Source organism: Streptomyces sp. NPDC048419, from assembly GCF_043200415.1.
Lineage (GTDB): Bacteria > Actinomycetota > Actinomycetes > Streptomycetales > Streptomycetaceae > Streptomyces.
The window spans coordinates 209,050-223,871 of the sequence record NZ_JBICXT010000014.1 but is presented as its reverse complement, the minus strand read 5'-3'; the positions used below and the strand labels follow the sequence as shown (position 1 = coordinate 223,871).

Sequence of the window (14,822 nt, the reverse complement as noted above, 5' to 3'; positions counted from 1 at the left end):
TGAACTGGGCGGATAGTGTGAGCGATCCGGTGCACCCAACCGCGACGTCTTCCTGGGGCCGTGCACTGCGAGACCGTGACCGGAGCGCCTTTGAGGGGGAAGGCGCCGCGTGGCCCAAACGGAGGATTCGGACAACCGTGGACGCGCAAAGCCGTGGGCGGGCGGACAACGTCGACCCCGCAGACCAGTGGGTGCTCAATCCGAACACCGGCGAATACGAACTGCGACTGAACCCTTCCACACCGCGATCGTCGGTTCCCGGACCTCGCAGATCCACCTCCCGAGGAGGCGACGCGGCGCGCTCCCGCAGCGCGAGCCCGCAGGCTCCCGGCCGTGACGTACCGCCCCAGCGGCGGCGCCGCGCCGCGCCCGACGAGCCGCCGCCCGGCCGGCGCAGCCGCCGTCCCGCGAAGAAGTCGAAGGCGAAGAAGGCCCTGATGTGGACGGGCGGTGGCATGGCGTTCGTGCTGCTCGCCGTGGCCGGCGGTGCCTACCTCTACATCAAGCACCTCAACGACAACATCACGTCCGTCTCCGACGACGGCGCGAGCACCGGTGGCTTCAGCAAGGGCAAGGCGATCAACATCCTGTTGATCGGCACCGACAAGCGCACCGGCAAGGGCAACACGAAGTACGGCGACTCCGGCAGCGTCGGCCACGCGGACACCACGATCCTGCTGCATCTCTCCAAGGACCGTTCGAACGCGACCGCGTTGAGCATCCCGCGCGACCTGATCACCGACGTCCCGGACTGCCCGACCAAGCAGGAGGACGGCACCGAGAAGGTCATCTCGGGCACCAGCGGCGTCCGCTTCAACACCAGCCTCGGCCAGGACGACCGCACGCCCAGCTGCACCGCGCGCACGGTCACGGAGCTGACCGGCATCAAGCCGGACAACTTCATGGTGGCCGACTTCAACGCGGTCAAGACGCTGACCACGGCGGTCGGCGGTGTGGACGTATGTCTCGGCAAGGACATCAACGACCCCGACTCGCACCTGAACTTGAAGAAGGGCACGCGGCACATCGAGGGCGAGACGGCACTCGCCTTCGTACGCACCCGGCACGCGGTCGGCTTCGGCGGCGACCTGAGCCGGATCACGCTGCAGCAGCAGTTCCTCAGCGCGCTGATGCGCAAGCTGAAGTCGAACGACACGCTCAGCAACCCGGCGAAGATGGTGAAGGTGGCCGAGGCCGGCACCAAGGCGCTGACCGTCGACTCCAACCTCGACAGCATCGGCAAGCTGAAGGACCTCGGCCTGGAGCTGGGGAAGCTCAACCCGAAGAACCTGACCTTCACCACCGTGCCGGTGGTCGACAACCCGGCCGAGAAGGTGAAGGCGACCGTCGTCCTCAACGACACCAAGGCCAAGCAGGTCTTCGAGGCCATCAGGAACGACGTCTCCTTCACCGCGGCCAAGCAGGAGAAGAAGAAGGAGGCGGCCGCCGTGGCGGCCCGCCTCAAGGGCACCAAGTCGGCCGCGTCCGACGTGCGCGTGCGGATCCTGAACGGAGGCGCCGTCGCCGGCAGCGCGCAGGCGGAGCTCGAGTACCTGCAGAACCAGGCGGGTGTGTCCAAGTCCGAGAACGCAGGCAACGCCGACGCGGAGGTCGCGAAGACAACCCTCGAGTACGCCCCGGACCAGGCTGACCAGGCGCGCCGGCTGGCCGACATCATGGGTCTGTCCGGAGCGGCGCTGAAGCCCGGCAAGAGCGTGACCAACTCGCAGGGCCTGCCGGCGATGACCCTGACCCTGGGCAAGGACTTCGAGAACGCTGGCGAACCGATCACCGCATCGACCAAGGCGCCGGACGTCGACAAGTCCACGGCGGACAAGGTGCAGTGCGCCAAGTGACCTGGTGACGCACGGGCCTGCCGTACGTCCGACAGGACGCGCGGCAGGCCCGTTCCGCCGTAGGCCCGAGCCGCCCGGCCGCAACGCGCCGCCGGGGACGCCAGGTTGAAATGAACCTCACAGGTAACCCAACGGCGCCCTCGCACGTCTAACAGGGCACGGGGCGGTCCGGACCCCGTCGTGGGGCGCGGGGCGACCCGTCGCCGGACCAGGGGGAGGGCGGGGAATTGACGCAGAGCCGTGTGCGCGGAGAGGTCCCTGCGGTCGACGACACGATGTCGCTCGCACCGCGGACGCAGGACGCATCGGGCGGTGCCGGCGGGGGGCGGCGCAGAGGCGGCTCGAAGAGCGGCCGGCGGCGCAGACGGCGCGCGCTGCGATGGTCGGCGATCGTGCTGTCCCTGGCGATACTCGTGACGGCCGGGGCCGGTTACCTCTACTACCGGCACCTGAACGCCAACATCCAGAAGGGCCAGCGCTCCAGCGGTGACTCCAAGGCGCAGAAGTCCCAGCCGAACGCGGCCGGGCAGACACCGCTCAACATTCTGCTGATCGGCTCCGACAGCCGTAACTCCGCCGAGAACGTGAAGCTCGGCGGGAGCAGGGACAACCGCGGCAATCCGCCGCTCGCCGACGTGCAGATGCTCATCCACCTGTCCGCGGACCGCAAGAGCGCCGCCCTGGTGAGCATCCCGCGCGACACCCGCGTCCACATCCCCCAGTGCACGGACCCGGGCACCGGCAAGACGTATCCGGCGACGAACGACATCATCAACACCTCGCTCGCCCGCGGTGGGGCGGGCTGCACGCTGGCCACCTGGGAGAACCTCACCGGGGTCTACATCGACCACTGGATGATGATCGACTTCGCGGGCGTGGTGCGGATGGCGGACGCCATCGGGGGCGTCGACGTCTGTGTGCGGCAGAACGTGTGGGACCACCCGACGGCGGCCGTGCCCGGCGGCTCCGGTCTGAAGCTGACCGCCGGCACCCACAAGGTCAAGGGCAAGCAGGCCCTGCAGTGGCTGCGCACCCGGCACGCCTGGGGCAGCGACCCGCTGCGCGCGCGGGCCCAGCACATGTACCTGAACTCGATGCTCCGCACGCTGAAGCAGCAGAGCGTCTTCACCGACACCGGCCGCCTGATGGACCTGGCCGAGGCGGCCACGAAGTCCCTGAAGGTCTCCGAGGAGATCGGCTCGGTCAAGAAGCTCTACGACCTCGCCATGCAGCTCAAGTCGGTGCCCACCGACCGCATCACGTCGTTGACCATGCCGAACGTCGAGGACCCCAGGGACTCCAACCACCTGCTGCCGGACGGCGCGGGCGCCGCGAAGGTGTGGCAGATGCTCCGCGACGACGTGCCCTTCGACGGCAAGGGCAAGGGATCGAGCGGGAAGAAGGGGAAGCCCAAGGAGGAGGCGACGAAGGCCCCTTCGGCACCGGACGACCGGATCGGCGTCCTGGTGCAGAACGCCACGGGCTCCTCCACGCTCGCCCCGGCCGCCGGACGCGCGGGCGAGGTAGCCCAGGAACTCGTGCGGAAGGGGTTCGCCGACGCGGCCAAGGACACGACGGCGAGGCTCTCCGAGGGCAGGACCGTCGTCCGTTACCCGAGCGCCGATCTGGAGGGCGACGCCCAGCGCATCGCCAAGTCGCTCGGGATTCCGCTGAGTTCGGTGCAGAGATCGACGGACGTCTCCGGAGTCACGCTCGTCGTCGGCGCCGACTGGCGCACCGGCACGTCGTACAAGCAGTCCAAGCCCAAGGACGACGGACTGCCGAACAGTACAGACTCGATCAACGGCTCGGACAGCAGCCAGTGCATGGACGTGTACGCGCCGTACCGCTGGTAGCGGGCGAACCGCCTCGCCGCCCACAGCAATCTCCTATCTGCCTGCACAATGATGAGGCGCGCTCGCGTTCGGAAGTCGCACGGACGACGCAGAGGCGGCGCGCCCTCTCGCTCGACCCGTCCGGGGGGACGGGCGACCGGGAGGTTCGACAGTCCGCGGCGGACCACACGGCCGTCGCCGGGCACAGGGGTGGGAGGGCGGCAGGGTGGCGCGGAGCGGTGTGCGCGGGGAGGGGCCCGCGGCCGGGGACACGATGTTCCCCAGGCCGCGGGGCGGGGACGGGGCGGACGACGGCGCCGGGCGCGGGAAGAGCCGTCCGCACGGCGACCGCAGACGCCGCAGACGCCGCGCCCTGCGCTGGTCGGCGACGGTACTGGCGGTGGTGATACTCGGCACGGCGGGGGCCGGCTATCTCTACTACCAGCACCTCAACGCCAACCTGAAGAAGGACGAACTCAACCTCGGCGACGCGAAGGACAGGGCGCGCAAGCCGAAGGCCAACGCGGCCGGGCAGACCCCGCTGAACATCCTGCTGATCGGCTCCGACGCCCGCGACTCCGAGGAGAACCAGAAGCTCGGCGGCGCCAAGGACACCTTCAACACGGCGCCGCGCGCCGACGTCCAGATGCTGCTGCACCTCTCGGCGGACCGCACCAACATGTCGGTCGTGAGCATGCCCCGCGACACCCTGGTCGACATCCCCAGGTGCACCGACCCGGGCACGGGCAAGGTCTACGGGGCGCTCACCTCGACGATCACCAACGACTCCCTCGGCCGCGGCGGCCCCGGCTGCACGGTGGCGACGTGGGAGAAGCTGACGAACATCCACATCGACCACTTCATGATGATCGACTTCGCGGGCGTGGTGTCCATGGCGGACGCCATCGGCGGCGTACCGGTCTGCGTCGACGCCGACATCTACTCCAAGTCCTCAGACGGCCACGGCTCGGGCCTGAAGCTGAAGAAGGGCACGACGTACGTCAAGGGCGTGCAGGCCCTCGAGTGGCTGCGCACGCGCTACGGCTTCGAGGACAACACGGACATCGCCCGGGCCAAGGCCCAGCACCAGTACATGAACGCCATGGTCCGCCAGCTGCGCGAGAACGCCACGCTCGGCAATCCGAACAGGCTCCGCAATCTCGCCGAGACGGCCACCAGCGCGCTGACCGTGGACGACGGCCTCGGCAGCGTGGCGAAGCTGTACGACCTGAGCAAGGAGCTCAAGAAGGTCCCCACCAAGCGCATCACCATGACGACGATGCCCTGGCAGTACTCCGCCACCAACAGCGGCCGCGTCGTGCCGAAGCCCGGTGACGCGGACAAGCTGTTCCGGCTGGTGCGCGAGGACATCGCGCTGGACGGCAAGGACAAGAAGGAGTCCGGCGCCACGGCGGAGTCCACGGACCCGGCCGCCGCGGACGACCGGATCGCCGTACAGGTGCAGAACGGCACCAGGTCGAGCACGCGGTCTGCGGCGACGGGGCGGGCGCACACCATCGCCGAGCTGCTCGCCGGCAGGGGGTTCACCGAGGCGAAGGCGGACTCCTCGGCGGTCCCCGGCGAGGAGAAGACGGTGATCCGCTACCCGAGCGCCGACCTGGAGGGCGACGCCCAGCGGGTGGCGAAGGCGCTCGGCATCCCGGAGTCCTCGGTGGAGAGGTCGGCGGACACGGACGGGGTGACGCTGGTCGTCGGCGCCGACTGGCGCTCCGGCACCAAGTACACGGCCGCGAAGGACGACGACACGACCCCCGAGTCCGCGCAGGCCATCAACGGCTCGGACGAGAAGCAGTGCATGCACGTCAACCCGGGCTACACCTGGTAGTCCGGGTCGACACGGGGGTCGCCAAAGAGGTCGACTCACCGCCCCCGGTGCTCAGTTGGCGGCGAGCACCGCGGGGCGGCGGGAGGCGATGACCTTCTTCGCGAGGGCCTTGGGGCTGGTCAGAAAGCCCCAGCCCCACGACATGTGCATGGTCGCGAGCGCCACGGGAATCTGCAGGCGCGCCTTCAGCGGCAGACCCCTGCCCGCCGGGAGGGAGCCGGCGACGATCGCCGCGAGGTAGCCGCCCGGGATCACGAAGCCCCAGGGCGTCAGCACGGCACCGACCACGATCCCGGCCGCGATCGCCAGGACCGCCGTCGGCGGTGCGAGATAGCGCAGGTTGATGGAGCCCTCGTGGTAGCGCGCGACGACGTGCCGCCAGCGGCCGTAGTCCTTGTACTGCTTGGCGAGCGCCTTCACGCTCGGCCGCGGCCGGTAGGACACCTTCAGCTCCGGCGAGAACCAGATCAGCCCGCCGGCCTCGCGTATGCGGAAGTTCAGCTCCCAGTCCTGGGCGCGGATGAACTCCTCGTTGTAGCCGCCCTGTTGCTCCAGCGCCTCGCGCCGGAACACCCCGAGGTAGACGGTCTCGGCCTGGCACGCGTCGCCGCCCGTGTGGAAGACGGCGTTGCCGACCCCGATCTTGGAGGTCATGGCGGCGGCGACGGCGTGCTCCCAGTCGTTCTCGCCCTCGGCGTGCATGATGCCGCCGACGTTCTGCGCGCCGGTCTCCTGGAGGAGGCGTACGGCGGTCGCGATGTAGTTGGGCGAGAGGATGCCGTGGCCGTCGACGCGGACGACGATCGGATGGCGGGAGGCCTTGATCGCGGCGTTCAGGGCGGCAGGGGTGCGCCCGGTCGGGTTCGGGACGGTGTGTACGCGCGGGTCGTCGCGGACGAGCTCGGCGGCGATCTCGTCCGTGCGGTCCGTGGACGGACCGAGGGCGATCACGACCTCCATCTCGCCGGCGTACTCCTGCGCGAGGATCGCTTGGACTGCTCCGCGCAGATGCCGCTCCTCATTGAGGACGGGCATGATCACAGACACGGCGGGGAGCTGCACGTCGGGGTTGGCGTTCATCGCCCGTTACGTTACCGCGAACGGGGGACACCTTTGCGCCCCGCCGGGGCGGTGGCCCGGGCCACAGATCGTATGGGCCTACGGTGCTCACGATCCCACGTACGGCCGACGCCGGAGGTGTCCCCCTTGCCCACGCAGCCTCGGTCCGCCGCGCCCGCCCGTCCGCAGCACGGCACCCAGCCGCCCCGTACGCCCCACCAGCGCGGGCCCCGGCCCCCCGTACGACGGAAAAAGCCACGCTGGGCCATGCGCGCGGCCACGACCCTCTCCGTCGTGGTCCTCGCCTCGGCCGGGATCGGGCACGCGGTCGTCACCAGCCTCGACGCGGACATCGCGCGCGTCGACCCCTTCAAGGACATGAAGAACCGCCCGCAGGCCGGCCACGGCATGAACGTCCTGCTGGTCGGGACCGACGGCCGCGACCGGATCAGCGACGCGGAGCGGCGCCGCTACCACCTGGGCGGCGCCCCCTGCCACTGCACCGACACGATCATGATCGTGCACATCTCGGAGGACCGGGAGCGGGCGAGCGTGGTGAGCCTGCCGCGCGACTCGTACGCGATGACGCCCGAGCACGTCGACGAGCGGACCGGGAAGCGGACCCCCGCCCACCCCATCAAGATCAACGCGGCGTACGCGGAGGGCGGCCCGAACCTCACCGTCAAGATCGTCGAGGACATGACGCACGTGAAGATCGACCACTATCTGGAGGTCGACTTCACCAGCTTCATGCGAACCGTGGACGTGCTCGGCGGGGTGCAGATCTGCACGGCCACCCCCCTGAAGGACACCTACACCGGGCTCGACCTGCCCGCCGGAACGCACAGGCTCACGGGCGGACAGGCCCTGCAGTACGTTCGCGCCCGGCATGTCGACGGGGCCTCCGACCTCGGCCGGATGAAGCGCCAGCAGCGCTTCCTCGCGGCACTGGTCGAGCGGGCCACCTCCTCCGGGATCCTGCTGAACCCGATGAAGTTCCGGGACGTGACGCGGGCGGTGCTGGGGTCGGTGCGCGCGGACAAGGGCTTCGGCACGGACGAGCTGCTCGACCTCGGGCGGGCGATGCGCAACTTCTCCCCCTCGTCCTCCGAGTTCACGACCGTGCCCATCGGGCAGCTGAAGTTCGTCGTGAAGGGCATCGGCGAGACGCTGAAGTGGGACACCGCCAAGGCCGACCGCCTCTTCAAGTCCCTGCGCGACGACAGGCCCCTGGCGGTGAACCCCGCGCAGCCCGCGGCGGTGGCGGTCGAGGTGGCCCCGCAGCAGATCCGGGTCCAGGTCGAGAACGGTACGGCCACCGAGGGGCTCGGCAAGCGTGTGGACGCGGCGCTGGCGGCGGCCGGCTTCCGGACGACGCGGGCGCCTGCGAACGCGGACGACCGCACCCGCAAGCGGACGGTCGTGGCCTACGACCCCGGCTGGGACCGCTCCGCGAAGTCGCTGGCCGCGGCGCTGCCCGGCAGCGAGCTCAAGCCGGTCAAGGGGCTCGGCCCGACGCTGAAGGTGATCGCGGGGGCCGACTTCAAGCAGGTGCGGCAGGTGCACGCGGAGTCCGCGTCCCCCGGGGCAGCCGGGGTGATGACGGGAGACCAGGTGGCGTGCTCGTGACGCTGCCGAGGGTGACGGCAGCGCCCAGCAGGGGCGCGGGGAACTGCGCGACCGGCCACGACGGTGCCGACGACGAACGACAGGCCCCTTCCGGCCCGGGCAGCGGAGCGCTCAGTCGTCGAGGCCCTCGGCTGCCCGCTTCTCCCTCAGTTCCATGATCGCGCGCCGCCTCGCCAGCCGGTGGGTGCGGCGGATCTGGGCCTCCTGGTTGCGGCGCCGGTCCTTCTCCGTCTCCGGGTGGACCGGCGGCACCGGGCGCGGCTTGCCGTCGGCGTCCACGGCGGCGAAGACCAGATAGGCGGAGCCGACCTGGGTGGGCGGGGTGGACTCGTTCCAGCGCTCCGCCAGGACCCGTACGCCGACCTCCATGGAGGTGCGGCCGGTCCAGTTGACCTGGGCCTTCACATGGACGAGGTCGCCGACCCGGACCGGCTCCAGGAACGCCATCTCGTCCATGGAGGCGGTGACGGCGGGTCCGCCGCTGTGCCGTCCGGCCACCGCGCCCGCCGCGTCGTCCACCAGCTTCATGATCACGCCACCGTGCACCGTGCCCAGCAGGTTGGTGTCGTTGTGGGTCATGATGTGGCTGAGCGTGGTCCGGGACGCCGAAGTGGGCTTGCCCGGGATCTCCGGAGTGTCCGCTTCCACGGCGGGGGCCTGGTCTGTCATGGCCTCCACCTTATGCCGGGGCGACATGGGCGGGACTTTGTGTTGGGTTCGCAACAGCCCTGCCCTGATTTTCCTACGACCCTTGTAAAGGACCAGGCCGCTCCCTGCACACTGGGGCCCATGAACGATTGGCCCGAGGCATGGTCCGACGACAACCGCAACCGGTACGGACGCGGCAGCGCGAGCGCACAGCCTGACGGTGCGCGGGCGATGCGGCAGGTCCGCCGGCCCGCCTCGGGCGCGTACGGGGGCTCCGGCCCGTCCGCACCGCCCTACGGCGGGCGTGTGCCGCAGCAGCCGCGGTACGTCGACGGCGACGGACACGACGACTACGACAGCGGCTACAACACCGGCCACGTCTACGGCGGCGGACCGGGCGGCCCCGGCGACCAGGGCGGCTACCGGCCGCGGCCGAACTGGCGGCGCCGTATCAAGTGGACGGCGATCACGCTGGTGACGGTGCTGGTCGTGACGTCGGTCGCCACGTACTTCTGGGCCGACTCCAAGCTGCACCGTGACGTCGACCTGTCCAAGGTCATCGACCGGCCGTCCGCGGGGGACGGCACGAACTACCTGATCGTCGGCTCCGACAGCCGCGCCGGACTGTCCAGCGCGCAGAAGAAGCAGCTGCACACCGGTTCCGCGGAGGGCAAGCGGACCGACTCGATGATGATCCTGCACGTCGGCTCGAACGGCGACACGCTGATCTCGCTGCCGCGCGACTCGAATGTGACGATCCCCTCTTACAAGGGGTCGACCTCCGGCAAGACCTACCCGGCCACCGGCCGGCAGACGAAGCTGAACGCCGCGTACGCCGAGGACGGTCCGACCCTTCTCGTCCGCACCGTCGAGGCCAACATGGGCCTGCACATCGACCACTACGTCGAGATCGGCTTCGCCGGCTTCGCGAACATCGTGGACGCGGTCGGCGGCGTGACGATCGACATCGACAAGGGCTTCAAGGACAAGTACTCGGGCGCCGACTTCAAGTCGGGCAAGCAGACGCTCAACGGTGACGAGGCCCTGGCCTTCGTCCGCACCCGGCACGCCTTCGCCGCCTCCGACCTGCAGCGCACCAAGAACCAGCAGAAGTTCCTCTCCGCGCTGGCGCACCAGGTGGCGACCCCCTCGACGGTCCTGAACCCGTTCAAGCTGTACCCGACGATGGGCGCGGGCCTGGACTCCCTCACCGTCGACAAGGACATGAGCCTGTGGGACCTGGCGTCGATGTTCTGGGCGATGAAGGGTGTCAGCGGCGGTGACGGCACGTCGATGAACATGCCGATCTCCGGGTCCACCGGCGGCAACCTCGTCTGGGACAAGGCGAAGGTCAAGACGATGGTGGACGAGCTGAACAACGACCAGAAGGTCACGGTCTCGAGTGAGTGAGGGCACCAACGGCAGCAGACCGCCCCTCGGGGCGGTTCTCTGCGATGTGGACAACGTGATCCGGTCCTTCGACTCCTCCCGCCTCCAGGCCCTGGAGCGCGTCGCGGGGATCGCCGAGGGCACCACCCAGAAGGTGGCGTTCGCACGGGAGACGGTGGAGCCGCTGCTGCTGGGCGAGATCACCTCGCAGGAGTGGGCCGAGGCCATCGCGGAGGGCCTCGCCGGGCTCGTACCGGAACAGCATGTGGCGTACGAACTGGCTCTCGCGCTGATCGAGTCGCCCTTCCACGCGGACGAGAAGGTCGTGGCGCTGCTGCGCCGCGCCCGGGTCCGGGTGCCGCTGGTCCTCGTCTCCAACGCGGCCCTTGAGCTGGAGTCCGACCTTCACTCCATGGGGCTGAGCGACCTCGCCGACCACGTCGTCAACAGTGCCCGGGTGGGTCTCGCCAAGCCGGACCCGCGCATCTTCCGGCTGGCGGCGGAGCTGGCGGGCACGGCACCCGAGCGCTGCCTGTTCGTCGACGACAGCGAGGAGAACGTCGAGGCGGCGGCCGACCTCGGCATGCGGGCCGTGCACTTCCGCGAACCGGCCGACCTGGAACGGGCGCTGGAGCCGCTGTTCGCATAGGAGCCGGTTCGCGGACGTGCGGTCAGCCGGCGCTCACATCGTGGCGCCCGCCATCGCCCGGCACATCTCCGCGCAGCGGCGACACGCCTCGGCACAGCGCATCATCTGTGGGTCGTCGGGCATGGACATACACGCCTCGGCGCACATGTCGCACGCCTTGGCGCACAGCGCGCACATCTCGGCCGACATCGGCGAGCGGCGCATCATCATGTCCGCACACATCCGGGTCGTCTCGGAGCAGTCGATGAGCGCGCGCATGATCTGCATCTGCGCCTGACCGCCCATGCTCTGCATGCAGGAGCTCATGGTCTCCTCGCACATGCTGTGGCACGTCATGCATGCCTCGACGCAGTCCTGCATCTCCTTGCTCATGGCGCTCATGGGTCCGGTCTGGGTCATGGCTCCTCCTGGGAGGAAGGGGGCCCGGGGTGGGCCCGTGCCCTACCGTCCTACGCCCGCCCGACACCGGGCGCCATCGGGCGGACGCGAACAATCCGCTACGAATTGACCGTCACGGAAGCGACAAAAGCCCCCGGAATCCCTCCGGGGGCGCTGCCGTCACCGGTGCCGATCGCTCCGGGGCGTCGGGTCAGGGCAGGTTGCGCGCCATGACGATGCGCTGGACCTGGTTGGTGCCCTCGTAGATCTGGGTGATCTTGGCGTCGCGCATCATGCGCTCGACCGGGTAGTCACGGGTGTAGCCGTAGCCGCCGAGGAGCTGGACGGCGTCGGTGGTGACCTCCATCGCGACGTCCGAGGCGAAGCACTTGGCGGCAGCGCCCTGGAAGGTGAGGTCCTTGTCGCCGCGCTCGGAGGCGGCCGCGGCCTGGTAGGTCAGGGCACGGGCGGCCGCGATCTTCATGGCCATGTCGGCGAGCATGAACTGGATGCCCTGGAAGTCGGCGATCGGCTTGCCGAACTGCTTGCGCTCCTGGACGTAGCCCTTGGCGTAGTCGAGGGCGCCCTGGGCGACACCGAGGGCCTGCGCGGCGATGGTGATGCGGGTGTGGTCCAGCGTCTGCATCGCGGTGGCGAAGCCGGTGCCCTCCTCGCCGATCATGCGGTCGGCCGGGATGCGGACGTTGTCGAAGTAGACCTCGCGGGTGGGCGAGCCCTTGATGCCGAGCTTCTTCTCCGGGGCGCCGAAGGAGACGCCCTCGTCGGACTTCTCGACCACGAAGGCGGAGATGCCCTTGGAGCGCTTGGTGGGGTCGGTGACCGCCATGACCGTGTAGTAGTCCGAGACGCCCGCGTTGGTGATCCAGCGCTTGACGCCGTTCAGGATCCAGTGATCGCCGTCGCGCACGGCCTTGGTCTTCATGCCGGCCGCGTCCGAGCCGGCGTCCGGCTCGGACAGGCAGTAGGAGAACATGCCCTCGCCCTTGGCGAGCGGGGTCATGTACCGCTTCTTCAGGTCCTCGGAGCCGGAGAGGATGACCGGCAGCGAGCCCAGCTTGTTCACGGCCGGGATCAGGGACGAGGAGACGCACACGCGCGCCACCTCCTCGATCACGATCACGGTGGCCAGCGCGTCGGCGCCCGCGCCGCCGTACTCCTCCGGCACGTGCACGGCGTGCAGGTCGCTTGTGACCAGCGCGTCCAGGGCCTCCTGCGGGAAGCGGGCCTCCTCGTCCACCGCGGCCGCGAACGGCGCGATCTTCGCCTCGGCCAGCGAACGGATCGCGTCGCGGAGCATGTCGTGCTCCTCGGACGGGCGGTACAGGTCGAAGTCAGCCGATCCGGCCAAGGTCTCTCACGCTCCAAGGACGCTTGATGTCGAACGGTGGTGATGGCGCTAATTACCGTTAAGTAACTCAAATTTTAGGGGGCGGCTCACGGGAGTGATACGTGAGCTTGGCGACAGCGGGAAAAGTGCCCGCTGAAAGGCCGCGGCAAGCCCCGGATATGCTCGGGCACCGCAGCGAATGCCGTCCCCCAATGGAGCACCCATGAGCCTCAAGATCACCGTGATCGGCACCGGCTATCTCGGCGCCACGCACGCCGCGGCCATGGCCGAGCTGGGCTTCGAGGTGCTCGCCCTGGACATCGTGCGGGAGAAGATCGAGAAGCTCGAGCGGGCCGAGGCCCCGATGTTCGAGCCCGGCCTCGAGGAACTGCTGCGCAGGCACGTCGCCGGCTTCGAGGGCTCCAGCGGGCGGCTGCGGTTCACCCAGGACTGGGCGGAGGTCGGCGCCTTCGGCGACGTGCACTTCGTCTGCGTGAACACCCCGCAGAAGCACGGCGAGTACGCCTGCGACATGTCCTACGTCGACGGCGCGATCGCCTCGCTCGCCCCGCACCTGGCCGGCCCGGCCCTGGTCGTGGGGAAGTCCACCGTGCCGGTGGGCTCCGCGGACCGGCTCGCCGCCTACCTCGCCGAGCACGCGCCGGCCGGGCAGGACGCCGAGCTGGCCTGGAACCCGGAGTTCCTGCGCGAGGGCTTCGCCGTCGACGACACCCTGCACCCGGACCGGATCGTGGTAGGCGTGCGCAGCGAGCGCGCGGAGAAGCTGCTGCGGGAGGTGTACGCGACGCCGCTGTCCGAGGGGACGCCGTTCGTCGTCACCGACTTCCCGACCGCCGAGCTGGTGAAGACCTCGGCGAACTCCTTCCTCGCCACCAAGATCTCCTTCATCAACGCGATGGCGGAGGTCTGCGAGGCCGCGGACGGCGACGTAGCCAAGCTCGCCGAGGCGATCGGGTACGACGACCGGATCGGAAAGAAGTTCCTGCGGGCCGGCATCGGCTTCGGCGGCGGCTGTCTGCCCAAGGACATCCGGGCGTTCATGGCGCGCGCCGGTGAGCTCGGGGCCGACCAGGCGCTGACCTTCCTGCGCGAGATCGACTCGATCAACATGCGCCAGCGCGGGCAGATGGTGGAACTGGCCCGGCAGGTGCTGGGCGGCGGCCCCTTCCTGGGCAAGCGGGTCGCGGTGCTCGGCGCCACCTTCAAGCCGGACTCCGACGACGTACGCGACTCCCCCGCGCTGAACGTCGCCGGGCAGATCCACCTCCAGGGCGGCCAGGTGACCGTCTACGACCCCAAGGGCATGGACAACGCCCGCCGGGTCTTCCCGACCCTCGGCTACGCCGGCTCCGCCATGGAGGCGGTGCGCGGCGCCGACGTCGTGCTGCACCTGACGGAGTGGCGTGAGTTCCGCGAGCTGGACCCGGCGGAGCTCGGCGCGGTCGCGGCGGACCGGGTGATCCTGGACGGGCGCAACGCCCTCGACCCGGAGCTGTGGCGCAAGGCCGGCTGGACCTACCGCGCGATGGGCCGCCCCACGGCCTGACCCCCGACGCACAGGACGACGCCGGTTCGGCCGAGGCTCAGTCGGCCGAACCGGCGTCTCGTTGCATTCTGCACCACCGGCCTGTGGCCCTGCGGGCGAACTACTTCGCGCGGTAGCGGCGCATCTTCGCGCGCGCCCCGCACACCGCCATCGAGCACCAGCGGCCCCGGCCGGCCGGGCTGCGGTCGTAGTACGCCCAGTGGCAGGTGACGGCCTCGCACGCCTTCAGCCGCGCCCAGGTGCCCTCGACCAGCGCACCGGCCACGGCTGCCGCGACGCGGGAGAGCAGGGGGCCGCCGTCCGCGGCGGCCAGGGCGGCCGCGCCGTCCCGCTCGTCGACCGTCACCACCAGGGGCGCCCCGGCCAGCAGCTCCCCCAGCGGGGTCACCGCGCGGTGCGGCGGGTGGCCGGCGTGGGCGAGCAGCGCCGCGCGCAGCGACTCGCGCAGTGCGCGCGCCTGCTCCACCTCGTCCTCGGCGAGACCGAACAGCGCCCGCCCCTCCGCGGTGTCCAGCGCGTCGCTGCCCGACCCCAGATCCACCGTGTTCACCAGGGACTCGACCAGGGCCAGCTCGCCGGGCGCGGCCGATCTCTCACTCATGCTTGCGACGTTACCTC

The 14,822-nt window shown here is 70.1% G+C and carries 12 protein-coding genes; 7 read left to right on the top strand and 5 right to left on the bottom strand.

The window, feature by feature from the left end; translation table 11 throughout:
• Positions 1–137 precede the first annotated feature (137 nt).
• The 3 genes from ACGFYN_RS27985 (at position 138) to ACGFYN_RS27975 (ending at position 5,537) form a co-directional block, all read left to right on the top strand.
• A complete protein-coding gene (locus ACGFYN_RS27985) occupies positions 138–1,856 on the top strand; it encodes an LCP family protein (RefSeq protein WP_393868632.1) in 1,719 nt (572 codons plus the stop codon).
• A gap of 227 nt (positions 1,857–2,083) precedes the next feature.
• On the top strand, positions 2,084–3,712 hold the full coding sequence (locus tag ACGFYN_RS27980) for an LCP family protein (RefSeq protein WP_393868631.1): 1,629 nt from the start codon (positions 2,084–2,086) through the stop codon (positions 3,710–3,712).
• Between the two features lie 205 nt (positions 3,713–3,917).
• The gene (locus ACGFYN_RS27975) at positions 3,918–5,537 is read left to right on the top strand and encodes an LCP family protein (protein WP_393868630.1); all 1,620 of its coding nucleotides are present in this window, start codon (positions 3,918–3,920) and stop codon (positions 5,535–5,537) included.
• 51 nt (positions 5,538–5,588) lie between these two features.
• On the opposite strand, the gene ACGFYN_RS27970 is transcribed toward ACGFYN_RS27975, so the two are convergent.
• On the bottom strand, positions 5,589–6,617 hold the full coding sequence (locus ACGFYN_RS27970) for a glycosyltransferase family 2 protein (RefSeq protein ID WP_393868629.1): 1,029 nt from the start codon (positions 6,615–6,617) through the stop codon (positions 5,589–5,591).
• Positions 6,618–6,689: 72 nt separating this feature from the next.
• On the opposite strand from ACGFYN_RS27970, the gene ACGFYN_RS27965 reads away from it, so the two are divergent.
• Positions 6,690–8,225 carry an LCP family protein gene (locus ACGFYN_RS27965; protein WP_393868628.1) on the top strand — a complete coding sequence of 512 codons (1,536 nt, stop codon included), beginning with the start codon at positions 6,690–6,692 and terminating at the stop codon, positions 8,223–8,225.
• 111 nt (positions 8,226–8,336) lie between these two features.
• Here the strand turns inward: ACGFYN_RS27965 and ACGFYN_RS27960 are convergent, their stop codons facing one another.
• Positions 8,337–8,894, bottom strand: coding sequence for an acyl-CoA thioesterase (locus tag ACGFYN_RS27960; protein ID WP_393868627.1), 558 nt, complete (start codon positions 8,892–8,894; stop codon positions 8,337–8,339).
• A gap of 120 nt (positions 8,895–9,014) precedes the next feature.
• Here ACGFYN_RS27960 and ACGFYN_RS27955 point away from each other — a divergent pair, with 120 nt between their 5' ends.
• Together ACGFYN_RS27955 and ACGFYN_RS27950 are read left to right on the top strand one after the other, a co-directional pair.
• The gene (locus ACGFYN_RS27955) at positions 9,015–10,283 is read left to right on the top strand and encodes an LCP family protein (RefSeq protein WP_393868626.1); all 1,269 of its coding nucleotides are present in this window, start codon (positions 9,015–9,017) and stop codon (positions 10,281–10,283) included.
• Positions 10,276–10,911: an HAD family hydrolase gene (locus ACGFYN_RS27950; RefSeq protein WP_393868625.1), complete on the top strand. Its 636-nt coding sequence runs from the start codon at positions 10,276–10,278 to the stop codon at positions 10,909–10,911. The genes ACGFYN_RS27955 and ACGFYN_RS27950 overlap by 8 nt, the downstream gene beginning before the upstream one ends.
• 33 nt (positions 10,912–10,944) lie before the next feature.
• On the opposite strand, the gene ACGFYN_RS27945 is transcribed toward ACGFYN_RS27950, so the two are convergent.
• Together ACGFYN_RS27945 and ACGFYN_RS27940 are read right to left on the bottom strand one after the other, a co-directional pair.
• Complete coding sequence (locus tag ACGFYN_RS27945) at positions 10,945–11,310, bottom strand: four-helix bundle copper-binding protein (protein WP_393868624.1); 366 nt, start codon at positions 11,308–11,310, stop codon at positions 10,945–10,947.
• Positions 11,311–11,500: 190 nt separating this feature from the next.
• Positions 11,501–12,658, bottom strand: coding sequence for an acyl-CoA dehydrogenase (locus ACGFYN_RS27940; protein ID WP_393868623.1), 1,158 nt, complete (start codon positions 12,656–12,658; stop codon positions 11,501–11,503).
• 202 nt (positions 12,659–12,860) lie between these two features.
• Between ACGFYN_RS27940 and ACGFYN_RS27935 the strand changes: the two genes are divergently transcribed.
• Positions 12,861–14,204, top strand: a complete 1,344-nt coding sequence (locus ACGFYN_RS27935; RefSeq protein WP_393868622.1) for a UDP-glucose dehydrogenase family protein — start codon at positions 12,861–12,863, stop codon at positions 14,202–14,204.
• A gap of 100 nt (positions 14,205–14,304) precedes the next feature.
• Here ACGFYN_RS27935 and ACGFYN_RS27930 read toward each other — a convergent pair whose 3' ends face one another.
• Positions 14,305–14,805: a CGNR zinc finger domain-containing protein gene (locus tag ACGFYN_RS27930; RefSeq protein ID WP_393868621.1), complete on the bottom strand. Its 501-nt coding sequence runs from the start codon at positions 14,803–14,805 to the stop codon at positions 14,305–14,307.
• Positions 14,806–14,822 lie beyond the last annotated feature (17 nt).

Coding starts and splice junctions, on each gene's coding strand:
- ACGFYN_RS27945 (WP_393868624.1), bottom strand. CDS start 11,310: ATGACCCAGACCGGACCCATGAGCGCCATGAGCAAGGAGATGCAGGAC.
- ACGFYN_RS27955 (WP_393868626.1), top strand. CDS start 9,015: ATGAACGATTGGCCCGAGGCATGGTCCGACGACAACCGCAACCGGTAC.
- ACGFYN_RS27935 (WP_393868622.1), top strand. CDS start 12,861: ATGAGCCTCAAGATCACCGTGATCGGCACCGGCTATCTCGGCGCCACG.
- ACGFYN_RS27960 (WP_393868627.1), bottom strand. CDS start 8,894: ATGACAGACCAGGCCCCCGCCGTGGAAGCGGACACTCCGGAGATCCCG.
- ACGFYN_RS27965 (WP_393868628.1), top strand. CDS start 6,690: ATGGGCCTACGGTGCTCACGATCCCACGTACGGCCGACGCCGGAGGTG.
- ACGFYN_RS27930 (WP_393868621.1), bottom strand. CDS start 14,805: ATGAGTGAGAGATCGGCCGCGCCCGGCGAGCTGGCCCTGGTCGAGTCC.
- ACGFYN_RS27970 (WP_393868629.1), bottom strand. CDS start 6,617: ATGAACGCCAACCCCGACGTGCAGCTCCCCGCCGTGTCTGTGATCATG.